Source organism: Psychrobacter sp. CX10, from assembly GCF_057621575.2.
Genome location: NZ_CM177736.1, coordinates 1,537,252 through 1,558,067 on the forward strand (window position 1 = coordinate 1,537,252; position 20,816 = coordinate 1,558,067).

Consider the following 20,816-nt stretch of genomic DNA (forward strand, 5'->3'; position numbering starts at 1 on the left):
AGGCATAATGTGCAACTAATCTAACATCTTATTTGCAAGAATTTTATTTAGATCCTTTTTCTATAATATTAATTAATATAGTGGACCATTTATGATGCGTACTGAGTATTGTGGAGCAGTAACCGAAGAGCTATTAGATCAAACCATCACTATTGTAGGATGGGTACACCGTCGCCGTGACCATGGTGGGGTTATATTTTTGGATATGCGTGATCGTGAAGGTATATTGCAAGTTGTCATTGATCCTGACACCCCTGAGGCTTTTGCTACGGCAGATGCCGCGCGTCCTGAATATGTGTTACAGATTACTGGCCGTGTACGTAAACGTTACGAAGGTACTGAAAATAAAAATATGACCAGTGGTCAGGTTGAGTTATTGGGTAAAGAGATTGAAGTTTTAGCCAAATCTGAAACCCCGCCCTTCCCATTGAATGACGAAAACACAACTGTTAATGAAGACTTACGTCTAAAATATCGTTATTTAGACATGCGTCGTCCGGTGATGCAAGAACGTATGGTATTTCGCGCTAAAGCGACCTCAACGATTCGCCGCTATTTAGATGAAAATGGTTTTTTAGATGTAGAAACACCAATCTTGACACGCGCGACACCAGAGGGTGCACGTGACTATCTCGTGCCATCACGTACACGCCCAGGTAACTTCTTTGCACTGCCGCAATCACCACAGTTATTTAAACAGCTATTAATGGTATCAGGCTTTGATCGTTACTACCAAATCGCCAAATGTTTCCGAGATGAAGATTTACGTGCTGATCGTCAGCCAGAGTTTACTCAGGTTGACATCGAGACTTCATTTTTAGATGAAGAACAAATCATGGACATCAACGAAGGTTTGATTAAAAATCTATTCAAAACCATGCTTGATGTTGAACTCAATAACTTTCCACGTATGACTTACGCCGATGCAATGCGCGACTATGCTTCTGACAAGCCAGATTTACGTATTCCTTTAAAACTTATCGACGTTGCAGACCTAATGAAAGACGTTGAATTCAAAGTATTCGCAGGTCCCGCTAATGATCCAAAAGGCCGAGTTGCTGCCCTACGCGTTCCTAATGGTGGCACTTTAACGCGCAAGCAAATTGATGCTTATACAAAATATGTCGGTATATACGGTGCGCGCGGCTTAGCATATATCAAAGTAAATGATGTGACTAACATCAACAATGGTGTCGATAAAGAGTCGGGTCTACAATCGCCAATTATTAAGAACATGAGTCATGATGTTCTGGTTAGTCTTGTAGAGCGTACAGAAGCTCAAGATGGTGACATCATCTTCTTTGGCGCAGATAAAGCGAAGATTGTGAATGATGCCATGGGTGCGCTACGTGTCAAGATTGGTCTTGATATGAACATGGAAACCTGTGAATGGGCACCTTTATGGGTAGTTGACTTCCCAATGTTTGAAGAAACCGACGATGGTCATTGGACTTCAATGCACCATCCATTCACTAAACCTAAGGGTTCAGTTGAGGAACTTAAAAACTATCCAGAGTCAGCCCTTTCGATCGCTTATGATATGGTATTAAACGGTACCGAAATCGGTGGTGGTAGCCTACGTATAAATACGGTTGAGATGCAGCGAGCCGTGTTTGATGCTTTAGGTATCTCTGAAGAAGAAGCAGATCAGAAATTTAGCTTCTTACTCGATGCGCTTAAATTTGGTGCGCCGCCGCACGGTGGCTTGGCATTTGGTTTGGATCGTCTAATTATGCTAATGGTTGGTGCCAGCTCAATCCGTGATGTGATTGCGTTCCCAAAAACCAAAACTGCTGAGGACCCTCTAACTCAAGCGCCTGCTAAAGTAGATAATCGTCAATTACGTGAGCTAGGCATTCGTATTCGTGAAAAAGCTCAAGCTGAAAACAAAGCCCAAGATTATAATAATTAAGCACTATATATATTATTATATTTACTGACCTTATATCAGTAAGTTATGATCATAAGGCGATATCGGTATCCGATTATCGCCTTATTTATGAGTAAATTAGAATGAATCCATTGAATGTCTTCAAATTTGTGCCTTTGCCCGTTATTAGAGTAGTGGCTCATTTTGTTGCATGGATAATATTATTAATACCTGATTTAAAACTTAAAAGAAATATTAAGATTAATTTTGATCTTGCTTTCCCAGAGCTGTCTAAATCTAAACGGTTAAAGCTCATGAATGCCAGTATTAAAAATCAAGTGCTTGTGGCTTTTGAATCTGCTAAGTGCTGGGCTATGCAGCCTGAATGGAGCATTAAGCAAATTGACAACGTTTTTAACAAAGACTTATTAGAAGATGCTTTAGCCAACCCAAATGGGATGCTCGCGATTGTACCTCATCTTGGTACATGGGAGATGATGAATGCCTGGCTTAATCAATATGGCTCCCCCACTATTTTATACAAGCCAACTACTCACAAAATGACGAATGATTTTATTCTTCAAGGTCGTCAACGTCTCAATGCTAAGCTGGTGCCGACAGATTCAAGCGGTGTCAAAGCTCTGTTTAAAACCTTAAAGTCTGGTGGCTTTAGTATTATTTTACCTGACCATGTACCACAGCCTTCTGGTGGCGTCGTCGTTCCTTTTTTTGATGTAGAAACTTTAAGTAGTACCTTAGCGCCTAAGCTTGCGAGTAAGACCAAATGCGCATTGGTCGGTTTAACTTGTCTGCGTAATAATAATAATAGATTTGATATTCATTGCATAAAGCTAGATAACCCTGATCTATATTCACGAGACTTACACATAGCAACCCATGCTTTAAATTCTGAAATGGAATCAATGATTAACGTCTGTCCTAATCAGTATATGTGGAGCTATAGACGTTTTAAACGTGTTCCTGATCTTGGTAACCCTTACAAAGCGTCGGCTTCTGATATCGAGGCTTATCTGCAAAAACGTGCTGAAAACAACCCGCTTAATTAGAACACTAATTTGAATAAGAAAAAGTAATTAGAGTTAATCAAGAATAATTAAGTTGAATCTTTATAAAGATTAAATTAGATTTTTTAATCGGGCAATTTGATACCTTATATTGTATTGATGACTTAAATACCTTTACTTGTTCATACCTATTATATAACTTACTCATAGTTATGAAAATATTTTAGCATTCACTTAATTTGGAATTTAAAAGTGACAAACTCTCAAAAACGCTACATCATTTGTATGAAATGGGGGACCAAATATGGTCCTGAGTACGTTAACCGTTTATATAATATGGTTAAGCGAAACCTAAGTTTAGATTTTGAAATGGTTTGCTTAACAGATGATGCTACCGGTATAAATAGCAATGTGACTTGCTACCCTATTCCTGAGTTGAACTTACCCGATGGTTTGCCTGAGCGTGGCTGGAAAAAGCTAACCACGTTCAAGCCAGAATTATACGACCTAAATGGTACAGCGTTATTTTTAGATATTGATATCGTTATAGTTGATAACATTAATGCCTTTTTTGAGTACCAAGCTGAACATGAAGACAGCGTGGTTATTATCCGTGACTGGAAAAAGCCGTGGCGAATGGTGGGTAATAGCTCAGTCTATCGCTTTAAAATTGGTCAAAATACCTACCCTAATCTACTGAGTAATTTTGAGCAAAACTTTGCCAAAATCAGCGCTGAGGTGCGCCATGAACAAGCCTATCTCTCTAATTACTTACGTGAGCATCACCATTTAGAATACTGGGACAAATCATGGTGTGTCAGCTTCAAGTACCAGTGTATACAGCCCTTTCCTTTAAGCTTTGTTAAAGCCCCACGGTTACCTGAGGGCGCAAAAATCGTTATCTTCCATGGTGAAATTAATCCACCTGATGCCCTTAAAGGTGGCGGGGGGAAATGGTATCGTCACGTGAAACCCAGTCCGTGGCTAAAAAAGTATTGGCAGTAGCTATTATTATTTATTAGCTATCGATTTTGCCTTACTTGTTATTTGAACACCCCTACTTGGTAATACTAACGGACTTATTATGACGCAATCTAGCCAACGATCGATTGATATTGTTATAGCGTGGGTAGATGGCAATGACCCAAAGCTAAAACATAAGCGCGCGCAATATCAAAAAAAAGCAACGCTTGCATCTGATGCCATAAGTGCCACGCGCTTTGCTAGTAATGATGAAATTTATTACAACGTTGCGTCAGTCTTAAAATTCGTCCCTTTTTGCCGTCATATCTATATTGTCACTGACAATCAAAAGCCAGAATTTATTGACGAGTTTGAAGCACAGGGCATTTGCGAGTCGGGAAAAATTCGTATAATCGATCACAAGACCATCTTTACTGGTCATGAAGATGCCTTACCAACATTTAATACCCGTTCTATTGAAACCATGCTGTGGAATATACCTGGTTTATCCGATTACTTTATCTATTTAAATGATGACTTCTATTTTAATCAAAACGCCTCTTTATATGATTTTATTGACGACAATAAAATGGTCATTTATGGTCATTGGCGCAGTTGCCTACCTATCCTCACCAAGCTTGAGTACAGAAAGTCTTTACAGAAAATAACGGGTAAACCTGTACAGCCTAAACATACTGTGGCTCAAATGCTAGGGGCAAAAACCGCTGGCATGACTAAGTTTTTTAAGATTCATCATTATCCGCATATCGTTGATAAAAATATTTTAAAAAATTTCCTATTGGATAATCCTCAGCTTCTACAGCATCAGATACAATACAAATTTAGAGATGTTAATCAATTTAATCCGATTTCATTAATGAATCATCTTAAAATCAAAGTCAACGAAGTCTTATTAAAGCCAGATATAGAAGTAAATTATTTAAAGGATGACCGCAGTGTCGAAAGCTTTATCAAAAACCTAGACAACACTTCAATCAAGTATGGCTGTATTCAGAGCCTAGATATGCTTAAAGTAAAAAACTCTCAAAATATTACCACAGCTATGGTGCATAAGTTTAAAGATTATCTACCCTCTTCTCTATTAGAAACCGTTTAAAATAGCTATTAATAATGTGGTAATAAGCCAGTCATATTGCAATAAGAATACGATGAAAAAAACAAACCTATAGAGAGTTATTAAATCATTCAGAATTCTAAAGCCCTATAATAAGAATAATAAAAAATATACAAAGGATAAATATGAACATAACAGTAGTGGGTACCGGCTATGTGGGATTGTCCAACGCCATGTTATTGGCGCAACATAATACAGTAACTGCCCTCGATATACTTCCAGAAAAAGTAGCTCAATTAAATGCAAATATATCGCCTATCGAAGATAAAGACATTGAAGACTTTTTAGCAAATAAAGCACTGAGCTTTTCAGCCACTTTAGATGCCAAACAAGCCTATGCAGATGCTGACTTTATTATTGTTGCAACACCAACAGACTACGACCCAAAAACTAATTTCTTTAACACCAAAAGTGTCGAGACCGTTATTCAAGATATTATGGAAACAAACGACACGGCAACTATCATTATTAAATCAACCGTCCCAGTTGGCTTTACCAAAGACTTAAAAGCACGCTTAGGCAGTAACAATATTATATTTTCTCCAGAGTTTCTACGAGAAGGTCAAGCGCTTCATGACAACCTTTGTCCTTCCCGTATTATAATCGGTGATGACTCAGAAAAAGCCAAACAATTTGCACAGTTACTGCTTGAGGGCGCAATTAAAAAAGATGTTACTGTTCTTTATACTAAGTCGACTGAGGCAGAGGCCATCAAGCTTTTTTCAAATACCTATCTTGCCATGCGTGTCGCCTACTTTAATGAATTAGACACTTATGCTCAGACTTATGGACTGGATACCAGACAAATCATTGAAGGTGTTGGCTTAGATCCCCGTATCGGTAATCACTACAACAACCCTTCGTTTGGCTATGGCGGATATTGCCTTCCTAAAGATACCAAACAGCTACTGGCTAATTACGATGAAGTACCTAGCAATCTCATAAAAGCCATTGTGGATTCTAACCGCACCCGTAAAGACTTTATCGCGGATTCTATAATCTCTAAACGTCCTAAAATAGTTGGCGTTCATCGTCTCACTATGAAAAGCGGTTCGGATAACTTTAGAGCATCATCTATTCAAGGGGTTATGAAGCGCATCAAAGCCAAAGGGATCGAAGTGGTGGTGTATGAGCCTGTCTTACAAGAGGACTTGTTCTATAACTCAAGAGTGATTAAAGACTTAGATACGTTTAAGTCTATGAGTGATGTTATCGTCGCCAACCGCATGTCTGATGAATTATCAGATGTTGCCCATAAGGTATTTACCCGTGATTTATTCGGTAACGATCAATAGCAAGTCTTTACATTCAATTTTTTTGATAAATACCGCATACTTGTTTAACTGTTTACCCTTAATATTTTAAAGACGCTTACTATGAAAGTTTTAACCTACTTAATCAACTTAGATGGCAGTGATGCGCGTCTAGAGCGCTCTGTGAAACAGCTTGATAATATCGGCTGGTCTTATGAGCGATTCCCGGCCTTTGATGGCCGTGGTAAAGCACTGTCTGATTTTGAAGACTATGACGATGAAAAAGCGCGCGAAAACTTAGGCAGAAGCTTATTAAGCTCTGAGATTGGTTGTTATTTAAGTCACTATCAATGTGCTAAGAAGTTTTTAGAAACTGATGCTGATATGCTCGTGGTTTTAGAAGACGATATGAAAATGGCGGACAACTTTAAGCCTGTCATTGAAGCAACTCTAGCCTATCTAGATTCTCATCCTAGCCTAGACTGGTACTTGGTGAATATCGCTGCCAAAAAGAAAAAGCTGGCTAAAGATATTACAAATGTAGATTCGCATACGCTTTGGCACGCTTATTACTTCCCTATCCGTGGTCTGGGACTCATCTGGTCACGTAAAGGTGCAGAGCATTTTATCAAACAAGGTAAACCTATTAGCATGCCAGTAGATATTTTCTTTCAAAGATGGCTGAGTCAAAATGGTAAGGGTTTAGGTATTTGGCCAGCGGTCATCAGCCCAATGGGAATAGACAGTGACATCTTAGGGACCCAAGCGTCACAAAAAATCTCACGTAAAGAAAAAGAAGGCAGAGACAGCACTTATACTATTAAAAAACACAAAAGAATGTTGCAAGACAAAGCAGCTGCCGTTAAACACTTATACTTAAAGTATTAGTTTTAATAGACTAAAACTGGTTTGGCTAAGTATAAATAATTTAGCTGTTTTTAAAGATACGGATGACTATGAAAAAAATCGTAATAAGCTTAGACTCTGCCAGTGAGCGCCGTGAACACATCAAAACTGAATTTGGTAAACATCTTCTAAACTATGAATTTTTTGATGCGTTACGACCTGATCAAGCTAAAGAATACGCTAAGCGTTTAAATATTGATAATAATTCAAGCCTTACCCCTACTGAGCTTGCGTGTATGATGAGCCATGTTGCTGTGTGGGAGAAGATTATTGAAGAGTCACTGCCTTACGCAGTGGTATTTGAGGATGATGTGTTTTTAGGAGAAGATGCAGAAGCCCTGCTGACTGATTCTAACTGGATACAGCCTGACTGGAATATCATTAAAATTGAGGCATTTTCTAAAAAGGCATACTTATCATCAAAAACTTTCGAGGTGCTAGCCAACAAACGAGAGCTCGCTATACTTGAGGGTAAAAACTTAGGGGCGGCTGGTTACATTCTGTCTCACCAAGGCGCTAAACTACTTTTAGATTTTGTTGTATCCCATCCTGCCCAGCCTGTAGATAGAATGATTTTTTCAGACTTTATTACCTCTCAAGATGAGCCCGTGTATCAAATGCTACCAGCGCTTTGTGAGCAAGAGAAAATAATTAAGAAAAAACAAGATGATAAAAAAGAGCTTCGTTTGCCAAGCTCGTTAACTGCTGAGCGCAAAGAGCGACGCAAATTTGAAAAGAAAAAGGGCTTTAGTAAGCTACAAAGAGAAGCCAATAGGCTAGTTAGGAACACTAAAAAACAATTATTTGCGAAAAAAATTATATTTAAATAGTGAGTAGATCTAACCCTACTCACCCACTCCATGTATAAGGTTTATGTTTAATGATTAAAGTTGAACAACTCAAACTATTAGGACAAGGCACTCAAAAACTGGTTTATCAACACCCAGAAGCGTCTGACAAAGTTATTAAGTTAATGAAACCTGAAAATGCCACTGCCGATGGAGGACGAGCGAGCCAGCATCCTATACGTTCAAATCGTCATCAGGGAATATATCGTCAGTTTCGCCGAGAGTTACTCCAGTACCTGCAGCTATGCAAAAGTAGTTATGCTAACAAACAATTCATTTTTCCTATTGAAACCGTTTATGGCTTTATTAGTACTGATATGGGCTTAGGCTTAGTTACTGAAAAAGTTATCAGCCCATCAGGAGAATCATTAACTTTAGAAGAAGTGGTTAATCAGGGATTGTTTAAAGAGAAGCAAAGACAAGCGCTTGATAAGTTTTTTGATGACTGCTCTGATTATCACGTTGTTTTTGGTGAAGTGAATATAGGCGGTATTATGTATACCGAATCGCGCCAAAACCGCCCTGAGTTCGTATTGGTAGACGGGATTGGTGAGAAACTCGTTATTCCATTTAGAGCCATTAGCAAGTCTATAAATACTCGTAATGTTCGCAAGGTAGAAGAGAAGATTAAGCGTAAACTTGGCATTTAGACCATTAAATTGGTTGCTCTAGTTAAGTAAAAACCCTTTATACAGAACCTGTTTATAAATTGATTTTTACTGAAATCGTCCTTTATTGATACAACCAGCTAGGACTTTCTTTCATAGTTTTATTAACAATGTCTTGCATTACTTGCGTCTTTAAGACTTTATGTTTGTAATTATCAGAAAAAACACCTAATGCGTTATAGCGAATTTTTTTCAGCTTAAGCTTCCTATCTAAATCTTTTAAAAAACTATTGAACTTCTCTTCTGAGTAATGCTTATGCATAAACAAAATTCTTGATTTATACCATCTATGATAGAAAGCGTAATCATTGTTCGGCTCACTGGCACCGCATTTATGATAGACACTTAAATTTTCATTTTTAATAAGGGGTAACCCTTGCTTTTTGATTCGATAGCTTAAATCGACATCTTCAGAATACATAAAAAAATCATCGTCAAATCCATTAACTCGATTAAATGTATCTTTACTAATGAACATTAAAGATCCTTCAATCCAACATATCTCATTTTTAAAACCAAAATTTTCTGAGAATTCATAACTGTAATGATCACACCCGTCTCGTCCATTATCATTAAGAATCTTACTACTTATAATGCCATAGTTAGGTGTCTCAAGTATAAAGTCATACATTGACAGCAAGTAATTATTATGTGTCATAAAAATATCTGGATTGATGATAAGTAAATGTTCAGCCTTTGCCTCATTTGCAGCTGCATTAGTTGCTCTGCCAAAGCCGATATTATCATCCATATTTATGACCTTGATATTTAACTCTCCAAAATCATTATTTTCAATCATTTGATCAAGTTTATTGTTTTGTACGTTATTACTAATAATTACTTCAAAGTCTTCAGGTGGCATCGTTTGCTGTTTCAAGCTTTTTAAAAGTGCTTCAAGATATTTCTCTGTATTATAATTGACTGTTAATAATGATAGTTTCATACTGTTCTCTTCTTAATACTATAAGTATATTTAATATGGTTTTATGGATTAGTATAAGTTCAGAAGTCTTAATTCAATAATTACTAGAGATATACTGTGTGTTTTATAGTCTAACTTAATATTGCTGGATTCCAATCTCTTAGAACGTTAGACTGATTATATTTAGAAAGTACGTCCTTTTATTATTAAACATTTGAATTGAGCTTTTAAATGAATTTGAACATTTATCAAATTTGGTACGATGATAACTCAAAGCCTGATCTAGACTCCCGTCTCAAGGCTTATGACTGCCGTAATAATCCTGAATTTTATAAACGCGAGATTGCTCATTTAATCCGTTTTTATGATGACGTCGTGTCTAAAGCGCAGGATGATGATTACTTTGCTTTATTATCACCAAAATTTAGTGACAAAACAGGGCTATCGATAGAAGCAGTAGAATCCTTTATTTTAGATAATCCTCAATACGATATATATCTATTCAACCCTTTCCCAGCTACAGTATATATAGACTTCAATGTTTGGGAAAATGCAGATTCCAGACACCCTGGAGTTAAAAACCTTACCCAAGAGTTATTTAAAACAGCCAATGTTAATTTCAACATTCATGCATTACACAGAAATAATATTTCTAATACCGTTTATTGTAATTATTGGGTTGCTACAAAAGTATTCTTAGATGAGTTTGTCGCATTTGTACGTATTTTGGACAATGCCATAGAAGGGATGACCGAGAGTAAAAAAGCTCTGTATTTTTCACAAACACGTTATAACACCAAGGCGAGTTTTTATCCTTTTATTTTTGAAAGACTGATTAATACCTTTTTATTGATGAATCCAAGCTACTTATCTAAACCTTATGCTTATAATTTCCCTTTTCCAGGCAGCCATAGTCTAACTCACTTAGAGTCAGACTTCTATTTTTCAGAAAATAGAAGCTATTTTGATGACTGGGAAGCTAGGCAAGATGATATTCAGCTGGTTTATAATGGGTTTAAAATTATCCAAAATAGGCTGAAGCCAAATGTACAAATTTATAGACACGATACATTAAATCGCTTATCTAACTCTGCTTTAAAAAGAGTATTTAAAAAAGCACCTTTTAATCTTAAGAAAAAACTAACGTCTTTAGAGAGCAACAACCTATAGTTTTGGAGATAGAATGAGTTTACACCCCACCAAGATAGAAAACCCAATTCAGTTTGAAAAAAAATATACCTTTTGTACTTTAGTGACTCGTTATGAAGAGTACATGGAAATGGTAGATAGCGCTAAAAGAGCTGGATTTAATACTGATGATGTCGAGTTTTTATATTTTGATAATCAAATTTCGAATCAGTTTGATGGGTTTAATGGGATCAATAGAGCATTGAAAGAGTCAAGTGGGGAATATCTTATTTTTTGTCACCAAGATATTTTATTTAATTTTGACACGAAATCTGTTCTAGATGAAAGGTTATTTGAATTAGAAAAGAAAGATAAAAACTGGGTATTAGCAGGCAATGCAGGTAAAAGCCCTCATGGTAAAGCTGCCTCAAGGATTACTGACCCTAACTCTATCAACTGTGCCAAAAGGGTTGAGAACATGCCTTTTTTAGTTGAAAGTCTTGATGAGAACTTTATTGTTATAAATCGAAAAAATCAAATAGCGTCCTCCTCAGCTGCCCTAAATGGCTTTCACTTATATGCATTGGATTTATGTCAGAATGCTAAATACTTAGGACTTAATGCTTATGTTATAAACTTTCATTTACTACATAAAAGCGGGGGTAATGTTGATAATAATTATTTTAAAGCTCAAGATAATTATACCGACTTAATACGAAGACGTAGACAGTTTGCGTATCTACCTGCCGTGTGCTTTTCTTTTTTTGGCACACCTTTTAAATGGTTAAACAAGTTTAATAAGAACCCAAGAGCTATCAAATTCTTTCGTAGTTTAATAAAGCGAGCTGATAAAGCATCTAACTAAAAGAACATGGGAATCACAGAAAGTTTTAGCAATCATTCAAGTTGTAATTAAAACTACCATTGAACTTTTTATTTAAAATTGAAAGGTCATAAAATGAACATACTAGTAACCGGTGGCGCTGGATTTATAGGCTCCGCTGTCATTCGTCATATCATAAAGGATACAACACATAATGTCCTTAACGTTGATAAGCTCACCTATGCTGGAAACTTAGGATCGCTCGCTGAGATTTCTAATAACCCGCGATATCAATTTTCAAAAACTGATATTTGCGATCAACCATCCATTACGCAGTTAATGAACGATTTTAAACCCGATATTATTATGCATCTAGCAGCAGAATCACACGTTGACCGTTCAATTAATGGATCTGCAGAGTTTATGAGAACTAATATTATTGGTACTCACACCCTTCTTGAGTCTGCACGTCATTATTATGAGACCCTGACTGATGATAAAAAATATACCTTTCGTTTTCACCATATTTCTACTGATGAAGTTTATGGAGATTTGGAAGGGACAGATGACTTATTTACCGAAACAACTCCCTACTCTCCAAGTTCTCCATACTCTGCTAGCAAAGCCAGTTCAGACCATCTAGTTAGAGCATGGCATAGAACCTATGGATTACCAATCGTCATTACTAACTGCTCTAACAACTACGGACCTTATCATTTTCCTGAAAAACTTATACCACTTGTGATTTTGAATGCTATTGAAGGCAAGCCACTCCCTATATATGGGAATGGTCAGCAAATAAGAGACTGGTTATATGTTGAAGACCATGCAAGAGCTCTACTATTAGTCGCTACTGAGTCAAAAGTTGCTGAGACTTATAATATAGGTGGTCACAATGAGCATACAAATATAGACGTGGTACGATCTATCTGTTGGTTATTGGACGAGCTTGTTCCTAATAAACCGAAAGGCGTCTCCAATTACACTGATTTAATCACCTATGTTAAAGATCGTCCTGGGCATGATCTACGTTATGCTATTGACTCAAGCAAGATTCAAAAAGACCTCAACTGGACACCTCAAGAGAGTTTCGAAACGGGTTTGCTTAAAACTGTTCAATGGTACTTAGACAATCAAAACTGGGTGAAAAATGTTCAAAGTGGCGAATATAAAAACTGGATAGAAAAACAGTATCGATAACAGTTATTTGTTTTAAAGCAATAAAGGCAATTCATGAGAATATTATTACTGGGTAAAAACGGACAAGTTGGTTGGGAGCTACAACGTGCATTACAGCCTATAGGAGAGGTTATTGCACTTAGCCGAGAGTTGAAAAACGGACTGTCTGGTGACGTGACTGACTTTGAAGAAATCCGTAAGCTTTTCGAATCATTAAAACCTGATGTCGTTGTTAATGCAACGGCATATACTGCTGTTGATAAAGCTGAGCAAGAAGTCGAAAACAGCAACTTGATTAATCACATAGCTGTCGAAAATCTAGTGGGTTTATGCAATCAATATTCAAGCTTATTTATTCACTATTCTACTGATTACGTTTTTGATGGTAGTGGCGCTGAACCATGGACTGAATCAGATACCACCTCTCCAGTTAATCAGTACGGTATGAGTAAAAGAAACGGTGAGTTATCTATAGAAAATAGCGGATGTAAATTTCTGAACTTTCGCACCAGCTGGGTGTATGGTGCGCATGGTAATAACTTTATTAAATCAATGTTAAACTTATTTCAAATAAAAGAGTCTTTAAATATTGTTTCTGACCAGATTGGTGCGCCGACAGGTGCCGCTTTAATTGCTGATATAACTGCCCATGCTATCCGTCATTACTTCTCTCAATCCAGCTCCCAACAAAAGAATCTTATCGGGCACTACCATCTAGCCGCTGATGGCGAGATCTCATGGTATGATTATGCACATTATATATTAGAGATTTCGAATAAACTGGAATTAAATTTAAGAATTAAAGATATTCAACCTATAGCCACATCGCAGTATCCAACACCTGCTAATAGACCCTTAAACTCGCGTTTAGATACTCATAAACTAAAACATAATTTTGATCTACATATCCCCGATTGGAAGTTAGGGGTCAATCAAGTAATACAGGAGTTAATTTATGAGTAATTTAGAATCTGTTTCGATCAAACGTAAAGGTATTATCTTAGCGGGCGGGTCGGGAACACGTTTATACCCCATCACCATGGGTACGTCTAAGCAGTTGTTGCCTATCTATGATAAGCCAATGATTTACTATCCGTTATCCGTTTTGATGTTGGCTGGTATTAATGAGATTCTGATAATTTCGACACCTGAAGACTTACCTAATTTCGAGAAACTTCTTGGGAATGGTAGTGAGCTTGGCCTCAAACTGTCATATAAAGTTCAACCCTCACCTGACGGTCTAGCTCAGGCATTTATTTTGGGTGAAGACTTTATCGGCGATGATAATGTCTGCTTAATCCTAGGTGATAACATATTCTACGGTCAGCACTTTAGTGATCAATTAAGTCGAGCTAATAATAAGACAGATGGTGCAACCGTTTTTGGTTATTACGTCAATGATCCACAGCGATTTGGAGTCGTAGACTTCGATAGTACAGGTAAGGCGTTGAGTATAGAAGAAAAACCTGCACAACCTAAGTCTAACTATGCTGTAACTGGCCTATATTTCTATGATAACGAAGTGATAGAGATTGCAAAGAATATCAAACCCTCACATCGTGGTGAGCTTGAAATTACCGATGTAAATATGGCTTATTTAGAAAAAGGGGTTTTAGATGTTGAGCTATTGGGTAGAGGTTTTGCTTGGCTCGATACAGGGACGCATGACTCACTGCTCGATGCAGGTCAATTCGTTCAGACCATCGAACATCGACAGGGTCTTAAAGTTGCATGCTTAGAAGAAATTTCCTTTTTAAATGGCTGGATAGATGCCAATCAGCTACTTGAGCGTGCTGACCTTTTCAAAAAGACTGGCTATGGTCAGTATTTATTAAAATTACATGAAGAAAAAACAAGCTGATTTTATACATAGAATTCCTTTAATCAAAACTTTACAGATGACTAAATTGTTGAACTTATGAATATAATTGAAACTAAAATACCTGATTTATTGATTTTAGAACCTAAGGTTTTTGGAGATGACCGTGGCTGGTTTATGGAAAGCTTCAACTTAAAAACATTTAGTTCAGCACTGCATGAACGTGGATTGACTGTACCTGAATTTGTTCAAGATAATCATTCGATGTCACAGGCAGGCGTTCTACGCGGTCTACATTATCAACTTGACCCTTTTGCACAGGGGAAATTAGTTAGAGTAGTACAAGGCAGAGTTTTAGATGTTGCAGTTGATATAAGATGCACCTCTCCTACTTTTGGTCAATGGGTTAGCGTTGAGTTAAGTAGCAATAATAAGCGTCAACTCTGGATCCCTGCTGGCTTTGCTCATGGGTTTTTAGCTTTAGAAGACAATACCCAGTTTTTATACAAAACTACAAACTATTATAATAACGAAAGCGAACGCAGTATCGTTTGGAATGATAACACCTTATCAATTGACTGGCAGGCACAGAACTTAGAATTAAAACTTACTGATAAGGATAGAAATGGCGCTAGCTTTAAACAAGCGATAGATAATTCCGACGTTTTTTAGTTATTACTATATACGTAAGAATTATATCGTTTTAAAGCTAAGTTATACATGCTTACCCTCCTTATTAAATAGGTATTGTTAATGAAGATACTAGTAACCGGCGCCGCAGGCTTTATCGGCTTTTATGTCTGTCAAATATTACTTGAACGGGGCGATCAGGTCATCGGAATTGATAACCTGAACGACTATTATGACGTATCATTAAAACATGCAAGATTAAACCAGCTAGGTATTACCTTACCTAATGAGCCTGACACTAAAAATACCTATACCACTAAAGATAAGACTTTTAACTTTATCAAAATGGATATCGCAGACCGTGAATCTATGGAAGCTTTATTTAAAAATCATCAGTTTGATGTCGTCTGTCATCTGGCAGCACAAGCTGGCGTTCGATATTCATTGGAAAATCCCCATCAATATGTAGAAGCAAATATTGTTGGATTTTTGAATATATTAGAAGGCTGCCGCCAGCATAACGTGACTAACTTATGCTTTGCATCCAGCTCCTCAGTATATGGACTAAATCAGTCACAACCGTTCAAAACCTCCGACCATACCGATCACCCTGTATCATTATATGCTGCCACAAAAAAATCCAATGAAATGATGGCGCATACGTACGCACATTTATTTGGCATAAGATGTACAGGGCTTAGGTTCTTTACCGTGTATGGTCCATGGGGGCGCCCAGATATGGCGCCCATGCTATTTGCAGATGCCATCACCAATGACCGCCCTATCAAAGTTTTCAACCACGGTAATATGAGCCGAGACTTTACCTATGTTGAAGATATTGCTCAAGGGGTAGTTGCTATTATTGACAATCCAGTGACAGATAGCGATGAAGCGTCTTTTGATCCGCTGCTTCCTCAGCCTCAGACCTCCTCTGCACCATATCGAATTTATAACATTGGCAACAACTCACCTGTGAGCCTAATGATTTTTATTGAAATTTTAGAGAAAAATCTTGGTGCTGAAGCTAAAAAAGTCATGATGGATATGCAGCCGGGTGATGTGGCCTCGACTTATGCTGACGCCTCTTCGCTTAAAGACCATGTCGGTTTTGCACCTAATACAGATTTAGAAGAGGGTATTAGTAAGTTTGTAGCTTGGTATCGCCATTATTATTCGGTTTAAAACTATAGTCAGCTAAATACTAAACGGTTACGGTGTTAACCTAGTTAAGCCTACTATAGTAGTACCTGCACTTGGTTGACTTGTAACTATTTTGGATTTTTTTGACTATACCGCTACTCTTTTAAACGATTTAAATGTACAAAAAAACCGAACACCATCTTGGTGCTCGGTCAGTTATATTATTATTAAATTCGATAATGAATACCAAATCTGAAAATTAACATATCGAGTAATACAAGTGCAAACGGTATAAGTTGCCGGTTCAGCGAGTTTGAAAAAGATTAGTAATTTATCAAAAAAGGTATGACTAATTAGTTGATAGCTATTTGATAGTTATTTAATAGTCATTTAGTCGATATAAGTTAACCAATCCATATATTTTTCATTACGACCATGCACCACATCAAAATATAAACTTTGAATTTTTTCGGTGAGCTCGCCACGTCCGCCATTACCAATGGTGCGGTCATCGTATTCACGAATTGGCGTAACCTCAGCTGCCGTACCTGTCATGAATATCTCATCTGCTAAATAAAACTCATCGCGTGTGATACGACGCTCTTTAACTGTGATACCTAAGTCTTCGGCAAATGTCATAATGGTTCGGCGGGTAATGCCATCTAATGCTCCACCTGCAAGATCAGGGGTATGTAATTCACCATCTTTAACTAAAAATAAGTTCTCACCTGAGCCTTGACAGACATAACCTTGAGGATCCATTAAGATGGCCTCATCATAGCCATTACGCGTCACTTCTTGATTGGCCATGATTGATACAGGATAGTTGCTCGCCGCTTTCGCTTTGCACATTGTCACATTCGTCATGTGATGCGTATATGAAGAGGTTTTGACCCTTATACCATTTAGGATACCCTCTTCTCCTAAATAGGCGCCCCACTTCCATGCTGCGACCATCGCGTTAATACTATTATCTGTCGATGAAAGGCCTAGTTTTTCTGCGCCTACCCATATCAGTGGACGTATATAAGCAGATTCAAGGTTATTTTGTTTAACGACTTCTATTTGTGCGTTATTTAAATCTGTCTTATCAAACGGCACCTTCATTTGAAAAATCTTTGCAGAGCCTAATAATCGATCTGTATGATCATTTAATCTAAAAATAGCAGTACGTCCGTCATCTGATTGATACGCGCGTACGCCTTCAAATACTGACATGCCATAGTGCAAACTATGAGTTAATACATGAATTTTTGCATCTGGTTGGTCAATCATATCGCCATTTAACCAAAGCTTTCCATCAGTTGTTGCCATGCTCATATAGATTCTTCCATTTTATAGATTTTAATTTAGTTCAGATTTAAAAGTATATCATTTGCTAAACGAGTAACTAATCCTTAAGCGATAATAACTTAAGATTGGTGGCTGTCTAGAATTAAACTCAATCAATTTATAATTCAAAATTTTTTAACGCATTATCTTACAACAATTTCATTCCACTTTGATATAACAAACTCACGAGTTTTGGACCATTTATCTGAATCGACGATCACATCATTATTAGCCAGTGCGATATTATGCATCTCAGATCGCAAATCTAAGTATGCTTGAGTAAGCTTCTCACAAGTATCCAAGTCCCAAACACCAGAATCGGTCAAACTTTTGAGAATACGGACGTTATCACTCCATTTGGTTAATTCTGGATAATCATGTGCGTGAGCTAATACACCGTATTGTGCCATAAACTCTATATCAACAATACCACCTGCGTCTTGTTTTAAATGAAACTTACCTGCTTGCTGTGCTTGTTGATTACTGCCTAAATGATCTTTCATTTTAGCGCGCATCTCTATCACTTGTAGTTTTAAGTCTGCAACATCTCGTTTACGTGTCAAAACCTGATGACGGGTTTCATTAAATGAATGCATAACTCGTCTATCGCCACAAATTGCACGGGCGCGTACTAACGCCTGATGCTCCCAAACCCATGCTTTTTCTAATTGATAGCGCTCAAAGGAACGACTCGATACCACCATCATGCCCGCATTGCCTGAGGGTCTAAGCCGCATATCGATCTCGTAGGCACGGCCATCACGTGTATGCGTGTTCAAATAGGTCATGAGCTTTTGAGCCAATCGCGCTGTAAATTTCATACCACTGACAGGTTTGGCGCCTGTAGTCATGGCCTGCTCATTGATCTGATGAATAAACACTAAGTCAAGATCAGAGGTATATGACATCTCAATACCGCCAAGCTTACCGTAGCCTATAATCGCAAAGCCATTATGCGCCTCATTTACCGACTCACCTTGTAAGTTTATAGGATAGCCATGACGCTTTACTAATTCTGAGAACGCCCTTTCTAACGTAAACTCTAATACAACCTCGGCAATATCAGTTAACGAATCCGAAACTTTCATAATCGGCCGTTCAGCAATCACGTCACTGGCTGCCACTGCCAATACTTGATTGTTCTTAAAAAGACGTAATACATTTAATAAAAGCTCTTCATCATTAGGCTCAACTCGCAATAACCGTTGCCTTAAAATATTTGATAGCTCTTGCTTATCAGGCAGGTGACGATATCGCTGCTGCAAAAAGGAGTCGAGTAACACCGGATAGCGCGTGAGCTCGCCAGCAATCCAAGGACTTGCAGACAGCATAGGGATGAGATTTACCGTCGCATTTGGGTTTTCTGCAAGCATGACAAGATAAATAGATCGACGGCATATGGCTTCAAGTAAGTTTAGCAACCTTGGCAGTGCCACATTAGCCAATCCTTGCTTTTTATCATGTACCAATAAGGCATGAGCAAGTACGGGATAGGCATCATCCAACCTTTGTTTTGCTTCCTCGCTTAGATTTGCAACCAGTTTGCTGTCCCAAAACTGTTGTAATTTGGCTTTATTTTCATCATTTAAAATATCATCCAAATTCTCTATATCGACATTCAGTGTATCAACAGTGTCTGGAGTTTGACGCTCAGTCACCATCCGATCAAAAGGCACATGCACATTTTGTCGGTGATAATTTAAACACTTGATGAATTCATCCCAGTGGTTAAATCCTAAAGTAATGGCTAGATTTTTCTGTAATTCGGTATTATCTGGCAAACGCTGTGTCTGCTGATCATGAATAGCTTGAATACCATGTTCTACGCGCCGCAAAAATCTATAAGCTTCTTTTAGCTGTTCATAGGTAGTGTCGTCAATAAAATCTAACTGATTTAATGCTCGCATCGCTTTTAAGCAGGCTCTAACTTGCAGCTCGGTATGACGTCCACCATAGATCAGCTGAAACGCTTGAACCACAAACTCTATATCTCGTATACCACCTGCACCCAGCTTAACATTGTCCAAATCTTCACGCTGAGCCACTTGATTATTGATAAGCGATTTCATTTCTCTAAGCGCTGCAAACGCACTATAATCCACGTAATATCTAAAGACGAAAGGCATGATGATGTTATCAAGCTTACACTTAAAGTCATCACTCACCGTATTCACAATACGTGCTTTTAGCCATGCAAATCGCTCCCAAGCACGGCCATGTGCTGAGAAATATTTGTCTAATGCCGACAAATGAATTGCCAAATCACTACCATCGCCCCAAGGTCTCAAACGCATATCAACCCGAAATACAAAACCTTCTGCGGTATTGGCATCTAGAATTTTGATAATACCTTGACCTAAACGTGCCATAAAGCGTTTATTAGCGATAGACTTAGTACCTTTATCTTTATCGCCATCTGTTTCACCGCGCTGATGGTGAACAAATATCAAATCGATGTCGCTCGACAAATTAAGCTCGCAGGCGCCAAGCTTCCCCATCACATATATTGCCATGTCATCAACTTGTAAGTTACCCTCATTATCAATAAAAGTTGGTTGACCATATCGCTGAACTAACTGATCCCATACATAGTGTTTGGTAAACACAATACAGCAGTCTGCAAAGTCTGATAACTCAGTCGTCACGTCTTCAAGCGTTATTATCCCAAGGGCGTCTTGCCATATCCAGCGCAGCATTAACAACTCCCGCAGACGCCTCAAGCCTCTCATAACCCCTGCTTCATCTGCTCGTTCTAGTCCTCCATTCATATCATCATCTAAAGTGTAATCATCTATCAAATCATTAATCTGCTGACGCGTTAATGCCTCCCCTAAAGGATAGCTATTAATGAAATTCTCACAGATAGTTTTTTTATGTTCAAAGATTTGATAAGCAAAAGGGCTGGCGAGTTTTAAGGTGTTAAGGTGTTCAATAGTAATCTGATCAGCGGTAAAGTTACCTTGATGCGTCTTAATACGACAGGTGCTATTTAAGGTCGCTTTAGCGTTAAGTTTGGAATCATTATTCTGAAGCTTTTCATGCTGAGGAACATTATGCTCGGGCGTTGAATAGTTATCTGATGACATGATGTGATACGGCTCCTTAGGTTCAAACATATGATAAGCCTACCACATAACTGATAGAGACAAGATGACTCTTCGTTTAAATTTATTTA

The 20,816-nt window shown here is 37.8% G+C and carries 18 protein-coding genes; 15 read left to right on the forward strand and 3 right to left on the reverse strand.

All coding sequences use genetic code 11. The features are described from left to right. Positions 1–91 precede the first annotated feature (91 nt). The 8 genes from aspS to AC21OH_RS06265 all read left to right on the forward strand — a co-directional run bounded on the left by aspS (position 92) and on the right by AC21OH_RS06265 (position 8,650). Positions 92–1,912: an aspartate--tRNA ligase gene (aspS, locus tag AC21OH_RS06230; RefSeq protein ID WP_487370706.1), complete on the forward strand. Its 1,821-nt coding sequence runs from the start codon at positions 92–94 to the stop codon at positions 1,910–1,912. 101 nt (positions 1,913–2,013) lie between these two features. After that, entirely contained in the window at positions 2,014–2,937 is a 924-nt protein-coding gene (locus tag AC21OH_RS06235; RefSeq protein WP_487370707.1) for a lysophospholipid acyltransferase family protein, read from the forward strand. A gap of 243 nt (positions 2,938–3,180) precedes the next feature. Next, a complete protein-coding gene (locus AC21OH_RS06240; RefSeq protein ID WP_487370735.1) occupies positions 3,181–3,900 on the forward strand; it encodes a glycosyltransferase in 720 nt (239 codons plus the stop codon). Positions 3,901–3,979: 79 nt separating this feature from the next. After that, positions 3,980–4,975, forward strand: a complete 996-nt coding sequence (locus tag AC21OH_RS06245) for a Stealth CR1 domain-containing protein (RefSeq protein ID WP_487370708.1) — start codon at positions 3,980–3,982, stop codon at positions 4,973–4,975. 143 nt (positions 4,976–5,118) lie between these two features. Then, a complete protein-coding gene (locus AC21OH_RS06250) occupies positions 5,119–6,288 on the forward strand; it encodes a nucleotide sugar dehydrogenase (protein WP_487370709.1) in 1,170 nt (389 codons plus the stop codon). An 81-nt stretch (positions 6,289–6,369) separates the two neighbouring features. Beyond that, positions 6,370–7,134: a glycosyltransferase family 25 protein gene (locus tag AC21OH_RS06255; protein WP_487370710.1), complete on the forward strand. Its 765-nt coding sequence runs from the start codon at positions 6,370–6,372 to the stop codon at positions 7,132–7,134. Between the two features lie 68 nt (positions 7,135–7,202). Next, on the forward strand, positions 7,203–7,982 hold the full coding sequence (locus tag AC21OH_RS06260) for a glycosyltransferase family 25 protein (protein WP_487370711.1): 780 nt from the start codon (positions 7,203–7,205) through the stop codon (positions 7,980–7,982). Between the two features lie 50 nt (positions 7,983–8,032). Further along, positions 8,033–8,650, forward strand: coding sequence for a YrbL family protein (locus tag AC21OH_RS06265; RefSeq protein ID WP_487370712.1), 618 nt, complete (start codon positions 8,033–8,035; stop codon positions 8,648–8,650). 82 nt (positions 8,651–8,732) lie between these two features. Here AC21OH_RS06265 and AC21OH_RS06270 read toward each other — a convergent pair whose 3' ends face one another. Continuing rightward, the gene (locus AC21OH_RS06270; protein ID WP_487370713.1) at positions 8,733–9,611 is read right to left on the reverse strand and encodes a glycosyltransferase family 2 protein; all 879 of its coding nucleotides are present in this window, start codon (positions 9,609–9,611) and stop codon (positions 8,733–8,735) included. Between the two features lie 210 nt (positions 9,612–9,821). On the opposite strand from AC21OH_RS06270, the gene AC21OH_RS06275 reads away from it, so the two are divergent. From AC21OH_RS06275 to AC21OH_RS06305, 7 genes are all read left to right on the forward strand, one after another. Further along, a complete protein-coding gene (locus tag AC21OH_RS06275) occupies positions 9,822–10,760 on the forward strand; it encodes a hypothetical protein (protein WP_487370714.1) in 939 nt (312 codons plus the stop codon). Positions 10,761–10,773: 13 nt separating this feature from the next. Beyond that, complete coding sequence (locus AC21OH_RS06280; RefSeq protein ID WP_487370715.1) at positions 10,774–11,583, forward strand: acyl esterase; 810 nt, start codon at positions 10,774–10,776, stop codon at positions 11,581–11,583. Between the two features lie 93 nt (positions 11,584–11,676). Further along, entirely contained in the window at positions 11,677–12,741 is a 1,065-nt protein-coding gene (gene rfbB, locus AC21OH_RS06285; RefSeq protein WP_487370716.1) for a dTDP-glucose 4,6-dehydratase, read from the forward strand. A gap of 33 nt (positions 12,742–12,774) precedes the next feature. Next, entirely contained in the window at positions 12,775–13,683 is a 909-nt protein-coding gene (rfbD, locus tag AC21OH_RS06290) for a dTDP-4-dehydrorhamnose reductase (RefSeq protein ID WP_487370717.1), read from the forward strand. Then, positions 13,676–14,581 carry a glucose-1-phosphate thymidylyltransferase RfbA gene (rfbA, locus tag AC21OH_RS06295; protein WP_487370718.1) on the forward strand — a complete coding sequence of 302 codons (906 nt, stop codon included), beginning with the start codon at positions 13,676–13,678 and terminating at the stop codon, positions 14,579–14,581. The genes rfbD and rfbA overlap by 8 nt, the downstream gene beginning before the upstream one ends. A 57-nt stretch (positions 14,582–14,638) precedes the next feature. Next, positions 14,639–15,211 carry a dTDP-4-dehydrorhamnose 3,5-epimerase gene (gene rfbC / locus AC21OH_RS06300; RefSeq protein WP_487370719.1) on the forward strand — a complete coding sequence of 191 codons (573 nt, stop codon included), beginning with the start codon at positions 14,639–14,641 and terminating at the stop codon, positions 15,209–15,211. An 81-nt stretch (positions 15,212–15,292) separates the two neighbouring features. After that, positions 15,293–16,351, forward strand: a complete 1,059-nt coding sequence (locus AC21OH_RS06305; protein WP_487370720.1) for an NAD-dependent epimerase — start codon at positions 15,293–15,295, stop codon at positions 16,349–16,351. A gap of 348 nt (positions 16,352–16,699) precedes the next feature. Here AC21OH_RS06305 and AC21OH_RS06310 read toward each other — a convergent pair whose 3' ends face one another. Beyond that, positions 16,700–17,629 carry a branched-chain amino acid transaminase gene (locus AC21OH_RS06310; protein ID WP_487370721.1) on the reverse strand — a complete coding sequence of 310 codons (930 nt, stop codon included), beginning with the start codon at positions 17,627–17,629 and terminating at the stop codon, positions 16,700–16,702. Between the two features lie 155 nt (positions 17,630–17,784). After that, on the reverse strand, positions 17,785–20,757 hold the full coding sequence (gene glnE, locus AC21OH_RS06315; RefSeq protein WP_487370722.1) for a bifunctional [glutamate--ammonia ligase]-adenylyl-L-tyrosine phosphorylase/[glutamate--ammonia-ligase] adenylyltransferase: 2,973 nt from the start codon (positions 20,755–20,757) through the stop codon (positions 17,785–17,787). Between the last annotated feature and the right edge of the window lie 59 nt (positions 20,758–20,816).

Bases quoted from the DNA above. Each gene is read 5' to 3' on its own strand.
- AC21OH_RS06280 (WP_487370715.1), top strand. From the start codon at position 10,774: ATGAGTTTACACCCCACCAAGATAGAAAACCCAATTCAGTTTGAAAAA.
- glnE (WP_487370722.1), bottom strand. From the start codon at position 20,757: ATGTTTGAACCTAAGGAGCCGTATCACATCATGTCATCAGATAACTAT.
- AC21OH_RS06245 (WP_487370708.1), top strand. From the start codon at position 3,980: ATGACGCAATCTAGCCAACGATCGATTGATATTGTTATAGCGTGGGTA.
- rfbB (WP_487370716.1), top strand. From the start codon at position 11,677: ATGAACATACTAGTAACCGGTGGCGCTGGATTTATAGGCTCCGCTGTC.
- aspS (WP_487370706.1), top strand. From the start codon at position 92: ATGATGCGTACTGAGTATTGTGGAGCAGTAACCGAAGAGCTATTAGAT.
- AC21OH_RS06275 (WP_487370714.1), top strand. From the start codon at position 9,822: ATGAATTTGAACATTTATCAAATTTGGTACGATGATAACTCAAAGCCT.
- AC21OH_RS06250 (WP_487370709.1), top strand. From the start codon at position 5,119: ATGAACATAACAGTAGTGGGTACCGGCTATGTGGGATTGTCCAACGCC.
- AC21OH_RS06255 (WP_487370710.1), top strand. From the start codon at position 6,370: ATGAAAGTTTTAACCTACTTAATCAACTTAGATGGCAGTGATGCGCGT.
- AC21OH_RS06305 (WP_487370720.1), top strand. From the start codon at position 15,293: ATGAAGATACTAGTAACCGGCGCCGCAGGCTTTATCGGCTTTTATGTC.
- rfbC (WP_487370719.1), top strand. From the start codon at position 14,639: ATGAATATAATTGAAACTAAAATACCTGATTTATTGATTTTAGAACCT.
- AC21OH_RS06260 (WP_487370711.1), top strand. From the start codon at position 7,203: ATGAAAAAAATCGTAATAAGCTTAGACTCTGCCAGTGAGCGCCGTGAA.
- AC21OH_RS06270 (WP_487370713.1), bottom strand. From the start codon at position 9,611: ATGAAACTATCATTATTAACAGTCAATTATAATACAGAGAAATATCTT.
- rfbA (WP_487370718.1), top strand. From the start codon at position 13,676: ATGAGTAATTTAGAATCTGTTTCGATCAAACGTAAAGGTATTATCTTA.
- AC21OH_RS06310 (WP_487370721.1), bottom strand. From the start codon at position 17,629: ATGAGCATGGCAACAACTGATGGAAAGCTTTGGTTAAATGGCGATATG.
- rfbD (WP_487370717.1), top strand. From the start codon at position 12,775: ATGAGAATATTATTACTGGGTAAAAACGGACAAGTTGGTTGGGAGCTA.
- AC21OH_RS06265 (WP_487370712.1), top strand. From the start codon at position 8,033: ATGATTAAAGTTGAACAACTCAAACTATTAGGACAAGGCACTCAAAAA.
- AC21OH_RS06235 (WP_487370707.1), top strand. From the start codon at position 2,014: ATGAATCCATTGAATGTCTTCAAATTTGTGCCTTTGCCCGTTATTAGA.
- AC21OH_RS06240 (WP_487370735.1), top strand. From the start codon at position 3,181: ATGAAATGGGGGACCAAATATGGTCCTGAGTACGTTAACCGTTTATAT.